Source organism: Arthrobacter burdickii (genome assembly GCF_030433645.1).
Taxonomy (GTDB): Bacteria; Actinomycetota; Actinomycetes; order Actinomycetales; family Micrococcaceae; genus Arthrobacter_D; species Arthrobacter_D burdickii.
Map to the genome: position 1 here is coordinate 2,637,054 of NZ_JAROCG010000001.1, position 15,173 is coordinate 2,652,226.

The following is a 15,173-nucleotide window of genomic DNA, read 5'->3' on the forward strand; positions in this document are numbered from 1 at the left end:
CGGGAGGCGCTAGGCGACCCTGGTGATGGCGACCGTCACGTTGAGCGTCGATCCCCCACCACCGGACAGGATCCCCTTGAGCGGGGAGACATCGCGGTAGTCTCGGCCGCGGGCCACGGACACGTGGAAGTCGCTCACCGGGCCGCTGTTGGTCGGATCCCAGCCGCGCCACTCGCCGTCGTACCACTCCACCCAGGCGTGCGACTGCCCGGCGACCGTCTCACCGATACCAGCGCTGCGGCGGGGGTGCAGGTAGCCGGAGATGTACCGCGCGGGGATGCCGAGGCTGCGCAGGGCTCCGATCGCGACGTGCGCGAGGTCCTGGCAGACGCCCGCACGTTCCGCCCAGGCGTCGCGGGCGCTCGTCTGCACGCCGGTGGCGCCCTGGACGTAGTCCATCTGCTGCCGCAGCCAGTCGAACACAGCCCGTGCCGTCTCGTGGGGGTTGCGGTCGCCCGCGAGGTCGGCGACCAGCGCGCGCACCTCCTCGCCCGGCTCGCTGAGGTTCGTCTGGGCCAGCCAGTCGGCGAACTCGTCGGTGAGGGACGGGGCGGCGAGGTCCTCCCAGGACAGGATCTCGGCCTCGCCGGGTACGCGCTCCACCCGGCTGACCTCGACGGTGGAGAGGGCCGTGACCTCGAGGTGCTCGTGCGGCACATGGAGGTCGAACGACGTCACGCGGGTGCCCCAGTAGTCCCGGTAGGTGGACACGGCGGCGCTCGACGGACTGACCTTCAGGGTGGACTCGAGGACCACCTGCTGCGGGTCGGTGAGGGGGGTCATACGGGCCTCGTTGTAGGACAGCGAGACCCGGCCGCGGTAGTCGTAGCCGGTGCGGTGCTCGATCAGCAGGCGTGTCATGAGACCTCTCCAACCCAGGACAGCTCGTCCGCCTGGGAAAAGTACGTGCGGGACACGGCGTCCGACGCCCGCGCACAGGCCTTCTGGATGCGGTCCATGTGCTCGGGCAGTTCGGACATCAGGTCCTGCGTCTGGTGGAATTCGAGGAAGGTCCTCGCCTGCCCGACGATCCGCGTGGCGTCATTGATGAACCCGACGCGCTGGTACGCGGGGTTCAGCTTCGTGAGGCACTTCTCGGCGTCGCCCAGCGCATAGACGATGGATCGCGGGAACAGGCGGTCCAGGAGCAGGAACTCCGCGGCCTGCTGGTCGCCGAAGGAGGCCCGCCGCGTCCGGAGGAACGACTCGTACGCGCCTGCACACCGCAGCATGTTGACCCAGGACAGGCCCGCAGCGTGGACGTCGTGCGTGGAGAGCATCCGGGCCGTCATGTCGGCGCGTTCGAGGCTGCGCCCGAGGACCAGGAACTGCCACGACTCGTCGTGACTCATGGTGGTGTCCGACAGTCCCCGGATCATCGCCGTCCGCTCCACCACCCAGTGGCAGAAGCGGTAGGTCCCGACGACGTCCTTGCGGTGCTGGGTCAGGCCGTACCACGTGGTGTTCAGGCTCTCCCAGACGCTGCTCGAGACGGTCTCGCGGGCACGTCGCGCGTTCTCCCGAGCGGCTCCCAGGGCGCCGGCGATGGAGGTGGCGCTCGTCCGGTTGTAGGCGAGGGCCTGGAGCAGGTCCGAGAGGTCGATGTCGTCCTTCTCGGGCAGGCTGCCCATGACGCCGAGCAGCTGCCGGGAGGTCTCCCGCTGCTGGGCGAGCGGCATCTGGTTGAGCCGTTCGAGGTGGACGTCGAGGATGCGCGCCGTCCCGTCGGCGCGTTCGACGTAGCGGCCGATCCAGAAGAGGGATTCAGCGATGCGGCTGAGCATGAGGCCTGCCTTCCATGGAAGTCGGGGAAGTCGGGGAAGTCGGGGAGACGGCGTCGGTCATTGCTGCTGCTGCTCCGATTGCTTGTCCTGCCAGTTGGTCTCGATCGGCCAGACGCTGGTGCGTTCGCGGACGGTCACCGCCGGGCGTTCCTGCGGCACGTCCGCCGGACCGCGCACTTCGCCGTCCACCACCCAGGTGTCCTTGGAGCCTCCGCCCTGGCTCGAGTTCACGATCAGGGAGCCCTCCTTCATGGCCACGCGCGTCAGCCCGCCGGGAAGCACCCAGACCTCCTCGCCGTCGTTGACGGCGAAGGGCCGCAGGTCCACGTGGCGGGGGCTGAACTGGCCCCCCGACATGGTCGGCACGGTGGAGAGCTGGAGGACCGGCTGGGCGATCCAGCCGCGCGGGTCCTCGAGGACCTTGGCGCGGAGGATGTCGAGTTCGGCCTTCGTGGCGTCCGGGCCGATGACGAGTCCCTTGCCGCCGGAGCCGTCCACGGGCTTCACGACGAGTTCATCGAGCCGGTCGAGCACTTCCTCACGTGCCGGGGCATCCTCGAGCCGGTACGTGTCCACGTTGGCGATGATGGGCTCCTCGCCCAGGTAGTACCGGATGAGGTCGGGGACGTAGGTGTAGACGAGCTTGTCATCGGCGACGCCGTTGCCGACGGCGTTCGCAATGGTCACCATGCCGGCGCGGGCGGCGTTGACGATGCCGGGACACCCGAGCACCGAGTCAGCGCGGAACTGCAGGGGGTCGAGGAACTCGTCGTCGATGCGCTTGTAGATGACGTCCACGCGCTGCTCCCCCGCCGTCGTCCGCATGTACACGCGGTTGCCTCGGCAGATCAGGTCGCGTCCCTCCACGAGTTCGACGCCCATGAGCCCGGCGAGCAGCGTGTGCTCGAAATAGGCGGAGTTGAAGACCCCGGGCGTCAGCACCACGACGGTGGGTTCCTCGACGCCGGGAGGCGCTGTCTTGCGCAGGGCGGCGAGGAGGCGGCGCGGGTATTCCTCGACCGGCCGGATGTGCTGCTGCCCGAAGGCCTCCGGGAGCCCCTTGGCCATGGCCCGCCGGTTCTCCAGCACGTAACTGACACCGCTGGGCACGCGGACGTTGTCCTCGAGGACACGGAACGTGCCCTGCTGGTCCCGCACGACGTCGATCCCCGAGATGTGGACGCGCACGCCTCCCGCCGGAGCGAACCCGGCGACCTCCCGGTGGAAATGGGCGCTGGAGGTGATGAGCTGCCGCGGTATCACCCCGTCGGACACCACCGTCATCTTGTCGTAGACGTCGCTGAGGAACGCCTCGAGCGCCTTCACGCGCTGCGCGACGCCGCGTTCCAGGACCTCCCAGTCGCTGCCCGCGATCACGCGCGGCACGATATCGAGCGGGAAGGGACGCTCCTCACCGGCGAAGTCGAAGGTGACGCCGCGGTCGAGGAAGGTGCGCGCCATCGAGTCGGCGCGGGCTGTGACATCGGCGAGGTTGAGTGCGTCCAGGGCGGCCGCGACCTGGCCGTATTCGGTGCGCGGAAGGTACCCGGCATCGAACATCTCATCGAAGGCGGTCGTCTTGCGGGCGGCGGCTGGATAGTCAGCGAAGAGCTCGGACATACCCCCACAGTGCCATGGATGAAGTGCCGTCCGCACCGCCACGCGCGCCGTTAACATGCCCGAAACGAAGCGGAGGGGCTGCGTGATTGAATGGCCGGATGGAGAACGAGAACCTGCGCCGCGACGAGGCGGCCGCGCGGTCGGCCCTGCTGGAGACCGGGAGCTACGCCGTCGAGCTCGATCTCTCGGGCGCCCGGGATGCCGGGGAGGGGACGTACCGGAGCACCACCACCGTGGAGTTCACGTGCCGCGAACCCGGCAGCTCGACGTTCCTCGACTTCATCGGCGAGGTCACCGCGGTGGAACTGAACGGACGGGTGCTGGATCCGACCGCCGTGAGCGATGGTGCCAGGGTCCTCCTCGACGACCTCGCGTCCTCGAACACCGTGACGGTGGAGGGACGCGCGGCCTACAGTGCGAGCGGTGAGGGACTCCACCGGTTCGTGGATCCCGCCGACGGGGAGACCTACCTCTACACCCAGTACGAGCCGGCCGATGCGCGCCGCGTCTTCGCGAACTTCGAGCAGCCGGACCTCAAGGCCTCCTTCTCCTTCCGCGTGATCGCACCCGCCGGCTGGACCGTGGCCTCGAACGGCGCGGAGGTGACGGCCGTGCCGCTCGACGACGTAGCCGACTCGGCCGTGCGGTGGACCTTCGAGCCGACCCGGCGGATCTCGACCTACATCACCACCATCCTTGCCGGCCCGTACCACTGCGAGACCGACTCGTGGACCGGTGCGCCCGGGACGGCCGGGGAAGGCCTCGAGGTGCCGCTGGCCCTGTTCTGCCGCCGCTCCCTCGCGCCGTCCTTCGACGCGCCGGAGATCTTCGATACCACCCGGCGCGGCCTCGACTTCTTCCACGACCTGTTCGACTACCCGTACCCCTTCGGCAAGTACGACCAGGCGTTCGTCCCCGAGTACAACCTCGGCGCCATGGAGAACCCCGGCCTGGTGACCTTCACGGAGAACTACGTGTTCCAGTCGGCGGCCACCGAAGCACAGCGCGAGGCGCGGGCCAACACGATCCTGCACGAGATGGCGCACATGTGGTTCGGGGATCTCGTGACCATGTCCTGGTGGGACGACCTGTGGCTCAAGGAGTCCTTCGCGGACTACATGGGCGCGCTCGCGGTGGCGGAGGCCACGCGGTGGAGCACGTCCTGGGTGAGTTTCGCGAACCGCCGGAAGTCGTGGGCCTACGTGCAGGACCAGCTGCCGACGACGCACCCGATCGTCGCCGACATCCCGGACCTCGAGGCCGCGAAGCAGAACTTCGACGGCATCACGTACGCCAAGGGCGCCTCGGTGCTGAAGCAGCTCGTGGCCTTCGTCGGGCGGGATGCGTTCACCGACGCCGCGCGCCGGTACTTCCGGAAACACGAGTACGGGAACACGACGCTCGCCGATCTCCTCGACGTGCTCGCCACCGCCACGGGCCGGGACCTCGGCACCTGGTCGCGGTCCTGGCTGCAGACGTCCGGCGTGCCGTCCCTCGGGGCGGAGGTCGCCGCCGACGGCGGCGTGCTCCGACAGGTCACGATCGTGCAGGACGCGGTGGACCCGGTCACGGGCGCGGAGGAGCCCCGTCCCCACCGGATCAGGCTGGGCCTGTACTCCTTCGACGCCGAGGGCTGGCTCGTGCGGACGGGCGCCGAGGCGGTGACCGTCAAGGGTGGCCGGACTCCGGTCCCTGCCCTCGCCGGGACCCTGCAGCCCGACCTCCTGCTGGTCAATGACGACGACCTGACCTACGCCAAGCTCTCCTTCGACGAGCGTTCGCTCTCGACCCTGCTGTCCTCGGTCGACCGCCTGCGCGACCCACTGGCCCGGGCGACGTGCCTGACGGCCCTGTGGTCCAGCACGAGGGACGCCCGCCTGCCGGTGGACTCCTACCTCGACGCCGTTCTGCTCGCCGCGCCGGCCGAGACCGGAGTAGGCGTGCTGCAGGTCCTGCTGGCCAATACCGGTACCGCGGTCGAGCGCTTTGCCCCGGCAGGCCGGCGTGGCGGCCTGCGCGACCGGGTGAGTGGCTTCCTCGAGGAGGGGCTGCGGGCCGCCGCTCCGGGATCAGACCTGCAGCTCGTGTGGGCGCGGGCACTGGCCGCCGCCGCCAGGACCACTGCCCGGGCGGCCGACGTCGTCCGCGCCGTGCTCGACGGCGACGAGAGGATCGCAGGGCTGCCCCTCGACCCCGAGCTGCGCTGGCTCTTCCTGCAGGGACTGGCGGCACAGCAACGCGTGCTCCCCGGCGAGCTGGAGGCCGAGCGGGCCGCTGATGCGACGGCGTCGGGAAGGGTCGGGTTCACCCTGGCCTCCGCCGCGATCCCGGACGCGGGGATCAAGAAGGCGACGTGGGAGGAAGCCGTGCACGGCGACCGCTTGTCCAACGAGCTGCTCAGCGCGGCGATCGAGGGGTTCGTGCTGGGCCCGCGCGAACTGCTCGGCCGCTACGAGGAGCCCTACTTCGGGGCGCTCCGCGAGGTCTGGGCCACGCGTGGCATCGAGATGGCGAGCAGGATCGTGCGTGGCCTGTACCCGGGGCGTCAGGACCTGGACGGGGCGCCGGAAGAGCACCCCGTGGTCGTGCGGACGGATGCCTGGCTGGACGGGAATGCCGACGCCCCGGCAGCACTGCGCCGCATCGTCCTCGAGGAGCGGGACCACCTGCTGCGCTCCCTCAGGGCACAGGCTCAGGGCACGCGGTAGAGCCACTCCTCGGTGCCGAACTTGCGCTCCACGAGTTCTCCGGCGCGCTGCAGCTCGTCCTCGGACAGCGTCGCGTCCACGGCGCCGTAGCGCTGCCGGAAGGTGGACATCATCACGTCGATGATCTCTTCGCGAGGCACGCCCGTCTGGCGGCGCAGGGGATCCACCCGCTTCTTGGCGCTCTTCGTGCCCTTGTCGGACATCTTCTCCTTGCCGATGCGGAGCACCTCGAGCATCTTGTCCGCGTCGATGTCGTAGCTCATGGTCACGTGGTGCAGCATGCCGCCGTTGGCGAGCCGTTTCTGCGCCGCACCGCCGATCTTGCCGATCTCCGTGGCGATGTCGTTCAGGGGCTGGTACCAGGCCCGGATGCCGAGCTTCTCGAGGGCCTCCATCACCCACGCGTCGAGGAAGGGGTACGAGTCCGCGAAGCTCATGCCGTCCACGAGCGACTGCGGCACGTAGAGGGAGTAGGTGATCGCATTGCCGTGCTCCATGAACATGGCACCGCCGCCGCTGATCCTGCGCACGACGCTCACACCGTGCCGGGCGGCGCCCTCGGGGTCCACCTCGTTGCGCATGGACTGGAAACTGCCGATCACCACCGACGGGGACTGCCACTCCCAGAAGCGCAGGGTCGGGTTGCGGGCACCGGAACCGACGTCCTGGGTCAGGACCTCGTCCATGGCGACGTGCATCGCCGTGGACAGCGGGGTCGGCGGGATGATCTCCCACTGGTGGTCAGCGAAGCCCGTGGCCCGGCCCAGGGCACGCCGGACGGCTGTGGCGATGGCGGAGGGCGAGAACCCGAACAGGACGGCGGAAGGATCGAGGCGTGCCGTGATGGCGCTGGCGAGTTCCCCGGGCGCCGTGTCCACGGGAAGGCCCTCGAGCGCGGCGTTGATGTCGAGGAGGGCCTCGTCCGGCTCGAGGAAGAAGTCACCGTTGACCGAGACCCCGGTGAGGCGCCCGTCCCGGACCGAGAGGTCCACGGCGGTGAGCTTGCCGCCCGGCGTCTTGAACTCGCCGTGCAGGCGGCCGTCGTCCGATGCTGGTGCCATGGGTGGACCTCCTGGGTGCCGGCCCGCTGCGGGCGCGGTGCTGGTGCTGGTGAATGCTGCTCTGGTGAATGCTGCTCTGGTGAATGCTGCTCTGGTGAATGCTGCTGTGGTTAACGCTGCTGTGGTGAACGCTGCGTTAAGCGGGAAAAGCCACGCCGCAGCGGCATGGCTTTTCCTCGTGGAAGCGGGCGCGTGGCCTCGGTCCGGTGTACTGCGGAAGACTACTTCTTGCCGCCGAAGCCCTTGAAGCGGGCGTTGAAGCGCTCGACGCGACCGGCGGAGTCCATGATGCGCTGCTTGCCCGTGTAGAACGGGTGCGACTCCGAGGAGATCTCGACCTCGATGAGGGGGTAGGTGTTGCCGTCTTCCCACTCGATGGTCTTGGACGAGCCGACCGTGGACTTGGTCAGGAACGCCTTGTCGGAGGCCAGGTCGCGGAACACGACCGACTGGTACTGGGGGTGGATTTCAGACTTCACGGGACTACCTTCTCTGGTTGCCTGGATTTTGCCAGGCACGGGGGATGGAAAGGTTGGCGACAGGGCCAGCTACTCATACTAGCGCAGGAGGCGCTCCGACGCTAAAGCGCGGACGTCGCGCCGGCATCGTACCGGCACTCCCAGAAGGCGACGGCGGCCGCCGCCGCCACGTTGAGCGAGTCCACTCCCCCGTGCATCGGGATGGTCAGGGCGACGTCGGCCTCGGCGAGTGCACCGTCGCTCAGTCCGTCGCCCTCGGTACCGAGCAGGAGGGCGAGGCGCTCGTGCGTCCCGGCGGCGAACTCCCCCAGCGGCATGGCCCCGGGCACCAGGGCGAGGGCTGCGATGGTGAAGCCCGCATCCCGGACGGCGGCCAGGCCATCCGGCCATGTCCCGAGGCGGACCCAGGGCACCTGGAAGACGCTGCCCATGCTCACGCGTACTGCCCGCCGGTAGAGCGGATCGGCGCTACGGGGGCTCACCAGGACGGCGTCGATGCCGAGGGCCGCCGCGGAGCGGAACACGGCTCCGAGGTTGGTGTGGTCCACCATGTCCTCGATGATGGCGACGCGGTGCGCGGACGCGAGGACATCGGCGAGCGGGAGTGGCTCGGGACGGTGCATGGCGGCCAGGGCGCCGCGGTGGAGGTGGAAGCCCGTGATCGCCTCGAGCGTGGCTTCCGGCGCCACGAAGGCGGGGACGGACGGGAACCGCGCGAGCACGTCCGCCAGGTCGGGCAGCCACTTGGGCGCCAACAGGAAGGATCGGGGCACATGGCCGGCGTCGATCGCGCGCCGCAGCACCTTGGAGCTCTCCGCGATGTAGAGGCCCTCCGCCGGTTCCTTCGCTAGGCGGAGCTGGACATCGGTGAGGTTCCGGTAGTCCGACAGGCGCGGATCGTCGACGTCGTGGAGCTCGACGAGCGCCATCAGGTTCCCGGACCGGTCATCGGAGCGGCCGACGACGTCACGCCCGGGCGACCGCGCTGTAGCGGCCGTTCTCCTCGGTGACCTTGAGGGCGACGTCGAACGCTTCGCTCAGGTTCTCCTCAGTCAGGACGCCGGAGAGCGGGCCGGCGGCGACGACCCTGCCGTCGCGGAGGAGCAACGCGTGCGTGAAGCCCGGCGGGACTTCCTCGAGGTGGTGCGTCACCAGCACCATGGCCGGCGCTTCCTCGTCCCGCGCGAGCTCCGTCAGGCGCTGCACGAGGTCCTCGCGACCGGCGAGGTCGAGACCCGCCGCGGGTTCGTCGAGGAGGAGCAGCTCCGGATCGGCCATGAGGGCCCGGGCGATCTGCACACGCTTCCGCTCGCCCTCGCTCAGGGAGCCGAAGCGACGGTTCATGAAGCGGGACATGCCCCATGTGTCGAGGAGGCGGAAGGCGCGTCGTTCGTCGAGGCGCTCGTACTGCTCGCGCCACCGGCCGGTGACACCGTAGGAGGCGGTCACGACGACGTTCAGGACCGTCTCGTCGTCCGGCACCTGGGAGGCGAGGGCCGCGGACGCCAGCCCGATGCGGGGGCGGAGCTCGAACACGTCGACCGCGCCCATCACCTCGTCGAGGATGCCCACCACGCCGCGCGTCGGATGCAGGCGCGCACCCGCGAGCTGCAGCAGCGTGGTCTTGCCCGCTCCGTTGGGGCCCATGACCACCCAGCGCTCACCCTCGCTGACCTGCCAGTCGATGTCATCGAGAAGGGTCTTGCCGCCCCTGACGAGGCTCACTCCCGCCAGTTCCAGAACGTCACTCATGGTCCTAGACACTAGGCTAAGGAGCGGCTCCGTGGCGAAACCGGGCGCCTCCCGAGGGTTGTGCCCGTTCCGGCAGGCGCCGTCGGAGTCGCGCCGGCAGCGCCCGGGAAGGGAACCCGGCGCGCCCGGCGTCCCCGGGTCAGGACGGGAAGTACACGACGACGCCGCCAGCGGCACGGACAGGAGCGGACAGCATGCCGGACCACATCCCGGACAGTACGGCGGGAAGCATGGCGGACAGCGCGAGGGTTGTCGCCTATGCACGCCGGCTCGAGGACGGGCAGCACGAGGACCTGGTATCCGTCCTGCGTGACCTCGGCGCCGAGGTCACGGGAGTGTCCGCGGCCGGGGCGGCGACATACGCCGTCCTCACGGTCGACGTCGTCCTGCCTGCGGACGGGTCCGCGCGGCTGTCCCCTCTCCGCACGGGGCTATCGGAGTGGACCGGCAGGACGGGCATCGGAGCGGTCCTCGTCCCGGCACCGGTCTACGCACCCGGCCCGAAGCTGCTGATCATGGACGTCGACTCGACGCTGATCAAGCAGGAGGTCATCGAACTGCTCGCCGCACACGCCGGACGTGAGGCGGAGGTGGCCGCCGTGACCGAGGCGGCGATGCGCGGGGAGCTCGATTTCGCGCAGTCCCTGCACCACCGGGTGCGCGCGCTGGAGGGCCTGCCCTCGTCCGTGATCGACGAGGTGGCCGGCAGGATCGAACTGAGCGATGGCGCCGAGGAGCTCGTGGCTGCGTATCTCGGGGCCGGCCACCGCGTCGGCGTCGTCTCGGGCGGCTTCTCGCAGGTCCTGGCACCCCTCGCCGAGCGCCTCAGTCTGTCCTTCGCCAAGGCGAACGACCTCGACATCGCCGACGGCGTCCTGACAGGACGCGTTCGCGGCGCCGTCGTCGACCGCCGGGAGAAGGCGCGCATGCTGCGCACCGAGGCCGCCCGTGCCGGGGTCCCCCTGGCAGCGACCGTGGCCGTGGGCGACGGCGCGAACGACCTCGACATGCTCGCGGCCGCGGGCCTCGGCGTCGCGTTCCAGGCCAAACCCGCGGTCCGCGCGGCAGCCGACGCGGCCCTGGACCTGCCCGACCTCGATGTCGTCCGCCACCTGGCCGGCCTCTAGGTGTACTGGGTCATGAGGTGGGTGACAGTCGGTTGATGGGTGTGGTTCCGATGCCTGTGTGGATGCGTTCAGTGTTGTAGTGGGTGAGGAACCGGTCAAGGGCTTCGGTGCGGGCTGTGTTCGAGGTGTAGGGCCGGCGGTAGGCCCATTCGGTTTGCAGGGTCCGGTTGAAGCGCTCGACTTTCCCGTTGGTCCAGGGGCAGTGGGGTTTGATGAAACGCTGCTCGGCGCCGATGGCTGTTACGGCTGCTTTGAACGCGTGTCCGCGCCGGTAGGCCAGGGCGTTGTCGGTGATGATCCGTTCGATGCGGGGAATCCCGTTCGTGGCGAAGAAGTCCCGGGCGCGCAGCAGGAACCCTGCGGCGGTGTCGGAGCGTTCGTCGGGATGGACTTCGGCGTACGCGAGCCGGGAGTGGTCATCAATAGCCGCGTGGACGTAGTCGTAACCGATGCCGTAACCCCGAACCTCTTCGGAGCGGCCGTGGGCACGCCAGCCGCCGCCGTCGGGGATCCGGCCGAGTTTCTTCACATCCAGGTGCACGAGCTCGCCCGGGCGGGCTCGTTCGTACCGGGCCTTGGTCGCCCTCGAGGCGCGGATCAGCTGCCCGGTGACCGGGTCGCACCAGGCAAGCCGGGGAACCTGGTGCCGGGACAGGATCCGGGAGACCGTCCGGGCCGGTACCCCGGTGGCGGCCGCGATGCGTAACGGTCCGGCCCGTAACTGCGTGCGGGCGGCAAGAACTGCGTGCTCGGTCTCACGGCTGGTCCTGGTCGGGAAGGTCCTCGGGCGGCTGGAGCGGTCCTGCAGCCCGTCGATTCCTTCGGCCCGGTAGCGGCGCACCCACCGGTAGGCGGTCTGCCGGGACACGCCGAGTTCCTTGGCCACGTGCGCGACGGGCCGGCCTGCTAAAACGCGTTCAATGATGATTGATCGACCAAACGGGCTCAAACGAGGGATAACGTTGGACACGAGGACCTCCGGGAGGGTGCGGGAACTAGACAGCTCCACTAAGCTCGGAGGTCCTCCTCATTTTCAAGCCCTACCTGTCACCAACGTCCCGGCCCAGTACATCTAGGATCCGGCCCCTCAGGTTCTCCGCGAAGGGCTGATCCAGCGCGAAGGGCGCCGCTTGGTGTGAAGGGCACCCCCGCAAATCCGGCCGGGACGCGGCGCGCCCCGGCCGACCTGCCGGCGTCAGCTCTTGGCGAGGAAGTCCTCGGCGCCGCCTACGTACTCGGTGTGGCCGGTGGGCACGTCGGCCGTGACCATCCGGACGATCTCGGTGGCGAACTCCGCCACCGAGTACAGGCGTCCTGCCTCCTGGCGCCGTGCCTCGATGGCGCCCGGCGTCGCCCGGTCGAGAAGGGTCGCGGTGACCGTGCCCTCGATCATGTCGCCGGACACGACCACGAGGGAGATGCCCTTCTCGTCCAGCTGCGGGATGAGTGCGCGCAGTGCGTCCTCGCCGGCCCGCTTGCTGCGGGCGACGGGCTCGTACGCGTCCATCGTCTCCACTTTCTCGATGAAGTGCGCCTGGTGGCTCGTGATGAAGACCACGCGCGATCCCGCGGGCATCACCTCGGCGGCCGCGGTGAGCATGTTGACCTGCGCATCGCGGTTGAGCTTGAGCGCGTAGTCCTCCCCCATGCCGGTCTCCATGCCACCGGAGGCGTTGAGCACGAGCAGGTTGAGCCCGCCGAAGGTCGACACTGCGGCATCGATCAGCGCGGCCGGTCCCTCCGGCGTGGTCAGGTCCGCTCCGACGGCGACGGCCTTGCCGCCCGCCGCCTCGATCCCCGCGACGACCTTGTTGGCGCGCGGCGCCTTCTGGCGGTAGTTGACGACGACGGCCGCGCCCTGCGCGGCGAGTTGCTGCGCGACGTCGGCTCCGATGCCGCGGGACGATCCGGTGACGATTGCTGTGGTGCCCTCGAGCGTGGCCATGGTGCTCCTTCTGCTGAATTTCGGGGATGGTGCGGGAGCGGAGCGGAGGCTCCGCGGGAATCGGTGGGGGGTCAGTGGCCCATGCCGAGGCCGCCGTCGACGGGGATGACGGCGCCGGAGATGTAGCCGGCAGCGTCACCGGCGAGCCAGGACACGACACCGGCCACCTCGTCGGGGGAGGCGAAGCGCCCGGCCGGGATGGTGGCCAGGTAGCTCTTGCGGGTGTCTTCGGGGAGCTCCGCCGTCATGTCGGTGTCGATGAACCCGGGCGCGACGACGTTGGCCGTGATCCCCCGGGACCCCAGCTCCCTCGTCAGCGAGCGCGCGATGCCGACGAGTCCTGCCTTCGACGCCGAGTAGTTGATCTGGCCGGGCGCCCCATAGAGACCCGTGACGCTGGAGATCAGGATGACGCGTCCGCGCCGCAGCCGGATCATGCCGCGCGACGCGCGCTTGACGACCCGGAACGCTCCCGTGAGGTTCGTGTCGATGACGTCCGTGAAATCGCTCTCGGTCATGCGCAGGAGCAGCGTGTCCCGGGTGATTCCCGCATTCGCGACGAGCACCTCGACCGGACCGTGCTCGGCTTCCACCTGCGTGAAGGCCGCGTCGATCTGCTCTTCGCTGGTGACGTCGGCCTTGACGCCGAGCATTCCCTCGGGCACCTCGCCACTTCGGTAGGTGATGGCAACCTTGTCGCCGTTGGCTACGAATACCTTGGCGATGGCGAGGCCGATCCCCCGGTTTCCTCCGGTGATGAGGACGCTGCGTCCGGAGGCCGTCGTCTTGCTGTCTGCACCAGATGCCAAGGGGAAACTCCTCTATCTGCGGGCCGGAAGGGGTCCACGTTGTTCGCTGTTGTTCGCCGTGTTGTCCGCTGTCGACGGTCCCGCCAAGGATCCGCCGGACCGTGCCGACCCTTTCAGGCCTGCCGAGCGGCCAAACTATCCCGACGATCCTAGCGGGGCATCCCTCGACTTCGGGAACGGGACCCGGAGTGAGATAATTGAGGGATTCTCCTTGGAGTGTGATGAGTAAACAAACGAAGCACAACCCAGACGTCCACACCATCTCCGACGCTCGTGAATCACACAGCGACGAGATGCGGACACGAATGATCAGGTACTCGATATCGATGGGGCTCCGCCTCGTCTGCTTCGTCCTGGTCTTCGTCGTTCCCTATGTGTGGCTGCAGTGGGTGATGATCGCCGGTGCCGTATTCCTGCCGTACTTCGCAGTGATCATCGCGAACGGCGGAAGCGATACCAGCAACATCCGGCACAGCGATGCGCTGATCGATCGCGCCCCGGTCCGTGAGATCGAGGCTCGGGTGGTCGACGCGGGTCCGGCGGACGAGGACGAGGTCCTCAGCGGCGAGATCGTCGATGACACCCAGCCGCGCGCGCACGGCTCCTCCGCCGCCGGCAACGGCGCGACCGGTGCCGATGCCTGAGATCCCGGCGGGTCGACCCGCGGCTGCCTCGACCGCGGGCCTTGGCCTGTTCGGGGCACCGCGGGTCGCGGACAGCGGCGGGCCCGTCTGCTCGCGCAAGGGCTGCAGGAATGCGGCCGAGTGGCGGCTGCTCTGGAACAACCCGCGCATCCACACGCCCGACCGCCGCAAGGCATGGGCGTCCTGCCCGGACCACGTCGAGTGGTTCGAGGAATACCTCCGGGACCGTGGACTCTGGAAGGAGACGCTCCCCCTGACCGCCGACCAACCGATGGAGACCCGCTAGGTGTACCGCTTCCTCCTCTCCGCCCGCTGGCTCGGCTGGCTCGCCATGGTCATCGTCCTGGCCGCCGGCTGCGTGGGCCTCGGACGCTGGCAACTCGACCGTCGCGAGGCGGTCGTGGAGAACATCCAGCGCATCGAGGCGAACTACGACGCCACCCCTGAGCGCTATCTACCGGGCGAGAACGGCTTCGACAGCTACGACCCGGACCGCGAGTGGACTCCCGTCACCTTCACCGGGACCTACGACGTCGCGAACCAGGTCGTCGTCCGCAACCGCCCATTGAACGGACAGCCGGGCTACGAGGTGCTCACGCCCCTGAAGCTCGACGACGGCACGGCCGTCATCATCGATCGCGGGTGGCTGCCCATCGGCAACGTGGAGGCGGGGCGTCCCGACGAGATTCCCGCTCCGCCTGCCGGCGAGGTCGAGGTCACGGCCCGGACGAAACCCGGGGAGCCGGCGGTCAACCGCGGGGCCCCCGAAGGCCAGGTCGCATCGATCGACCTTGCCGCGCTCGCGGGCAGGCTCGACTATCCGCTGCAGGAGGCGGCCTACGGCCTCCTGGCCGTCGAACGGCCGGCTGCGGCGCAGACACCGGTAGCCGCACCGAAGCCCTCCATCGACGAGGGCCCGCACCTGTCGTACTCCATGCAGTGGTTCGCCTTCGGAGTCCTGGCCTTCGTGGGCCTCGGCTACGCCGCGCGCCAGCAGCGCCGCAGCGACGAGGAACAGGACGGGACGGCTCCGGAGCGCCCGGCACGCCGGCGTCGCCCTTCCTCCGAAGAGGAGGAGGACGCCATCCTCGACGCGCAGGGCATCCGCTAGATACGCAGCGCTCCGCTAGCAGCGGGAGTCATACACCGGGGGGCGACGGCGACCGGACGCTGGTCGACCGGACCACGATCGACCAGAGAACGAGCGCGCCGGCACGCAGCGTTCAGGGTCAGTGCACCGCTCA

15 protein-coding genes are annotated in these 15,173 nt (G+C 69.4%); 5 read left to right on the forward strand and 10 right to left on the reverse strand.

Annotation, left to right across the window (positions count from 1 at the left end):
- Nucleotides 1-9 precede the first annotated feature (9 nt).
- The 3 genes from P5G52_RS12385 to P5G52_RS12395 are packed head-to-tail and all read right to left on the reverse strand — an operon-like array spanning nt 10 to nt 3,404.
- Nucleotides 10-861 carry a transglutaminase family protein gene (locus P5G52_RS12385; RefSeq protein ID WP_301227780.1) on the reverse strand — a complete coding sequence of 284 codons (852 nt, stop codon included), beginning with the start codon at nt 859-861 and terminating at the stop codon, nt 10-12.
- Nucleotides 858-1,784, reverse strand: a complete 927-nt coding sequence (locus P5G52_RS12390) for an alpha-E domain-containing protein (RefSeq protein ID WP_301227782.1) — start codon at nt 1,782-1,784, stop codon at nt 858-860. Before P5G52_RS12390 ends, P5G52_RS12385 begins: the two co-directional genes overlap by 4 nt.
- Nucleotides 1,785-1,841: 57 nt before the next feature.
- Nucleotides 1,842-3,404, reverse strand: coding sequence for a circularly permuted type 2 ATP-grasp protein (locus tag P5G52_RS12395; protein WP_301227784.1), 1,563 nt, complete (start codon nt 3,402-3,404; stop codon nt 1,842-1,844).
- 98 nt (nt 3,405-3,502) lie between these two features.
- Between P5G52_RS12395 and pepN the strand changes: the two genes are divergently transcribed.
- Entirely contained in the window at nt 3,503-6,112 is a 2,610-nt protein-coding gene (pepN, locus tag P5G52_RS12400; protein WP_301227786.1) for an aminopeptidase N, read from the forward strand.
- Here the strand turns inward: pepN and lplAB are convergent.
- From lplAB to P5G52_RS12420, 4 genes are all read right to left on the reverse strand, one after another.
- Entirely contained in the window at nt 6,097-7,173 is a 1,077-nt protein-coding gene (lplAB, locus tag P5G52_RS12405; RefSeq protein ID WP_301227788.1) for a lipoate-protein ligase LplAB, read from the reverse strand. The two genes, pepN and lplAB, sit on opposite strands and share 16 nt — an antisense overlap.
- Before the next feature lie 221 nt (nt 7,174-7,394).
- Nucleotides 7,395-7,652 carry a type B 50S ribosomal protein L31 gene (locus tag P5G52_RS12410; RefSeq protein ID WP_087073176.1) on the reverse strand — a complete coding sequence of 86 codons (258 nt, stop codon included), beginning with the start codon at nt 7,650-7,652 and terminating at the stop codon, nt 7,395-7,397.
- Between the two features lie 101 nt (nt 7,653-7,753).
- The gene (locus P5G52_RS12415; protein ID WP_301227791.1) at nt 7,754-8,581 is read right to left on the reverse strand and encodes a TrmH family RNA methyltransferase; all 828 of its coding nucleotides are present in this window, start codon (nt 8,579-8,581) and stop codon (nt 7,754-7,756) included.
- A 37-nt stretch (nt 8,582-8,618) separates the two neighbouring features.
- Nucleotides 8,619-9,404, reverse strand: coding sequence for an ABC transporter ATP-binding protein (locus tag P5G52_RS12420; RefSeq protein WP_301227793.1), 786 nt, complete (start codon nt 9,402-9,404; stop codon nt 8,619-8,621).
- 230 nt (nt 9,405-9,634) lie between these two features.
- Between P5G52_RS12420 and serB the strand changes: the two genes are divergently transcribed.
- On the forward strand, nt 9,635-10,531 hold the full coding sequence (gene serB, locus P5G52_RS12425) for a phosphoserine phosphatase SerB (RefSeq protein ID WP_301228792.1): 897 nt from the start codon (nt 9,635-9,637) through the stop codon (nt 10,529-10,531).
- 10 nt (nt 10,532-10,541) lie between these two features.
- On the opposite strand, the gene P5G52_RS12430 is transcribed toward serB, so the two are convergent.
- From P5G52_RS12430 to fabG, 3 genes are all read right to left on the reverse strand, one after another.
- Entirely contained in the window at nt 10,542-11,501 is a 960-nt protein-coding gene (locus P5G52_RS12430; protein WP_301227795.1) for an IS481 family transposase, read from the reverse strand.
- A gap of 225 nt (nt 11,502-11,726) precedes the next feature.
- Nucleotides 11,727-12,476, reverse strand: coding sequence for an SDR family oxidoreductase (locus P5G52_RS12435; RefSeq protein ID WP_301227797.1), 750 nt, complete (start codon nt 12,474-12,476; stop codon nt 11,727-11,729).
- Nucleotides 12,477-12,547: 71 nt separating this feature from the next.
- Nucleotides 12,548-13,285: a 3-oxoacyl-ACP reductase FabG gene (fabG, locus tag P5G52_RS12440; protein WP_301227799.1), complete on the reverse strand. Its 738-nt coding sequence runs from the start codon at nt 13,283-13,285 to the stop codon at nt 12,548-12,550.
- A 221-nt stretch (nt 13,286-13,506) separates the two neighbouring features.
- On the opposite strand from fabG, the gene P5G52_RS12445 reads away from it, so the two are divergent.
- Genes P5G52_RS12445 through P5G52_RS12455 form a run of 3 tightly spaced genes read left to right on the forward strand, consistent with a single transcriptional unit; the run spans nt 13,507 to nt 15,040 of the window.
- A complete protein-coding gene (locus P5G52_RS12445; protein WP_301227801.1) occupies nt 13,507-13,929 on the forward strand; it encodes a DUF3099 domain-containing protein in 423 nt (140 codons plus the stop codon).
- Nucleotides 13,922-14,215: a hypothetical protein gene (locus P5G52_RS12450; protein WP_301227803.1), complete on the forward strand. Its 294-nt coding sequence runs from the start codon at nt 13,922-13,924 to the stop codon at nt 14,213-14,215. Before P5G52_RS12445 ends, P5G52_RS12450 begins: the two co-directional genes overlap by 8 nt.
- Nucleotides 14,216-15,040 carry an SURF1 family cytochrome oxidase biogenesis protein gene (locus P5G52_RS12455; RefSeq protein WP_301227805.1) on the forward strand — a complete coding sequence of 275 codons (825 nt, stop codon included), beginning with the start codon at nt 14,216-14,218 and terminating at the stop codon, nt 15,038-15,040.
- Nucleotides 15,041-15,173: the final 133 nt, after the last annotated feature.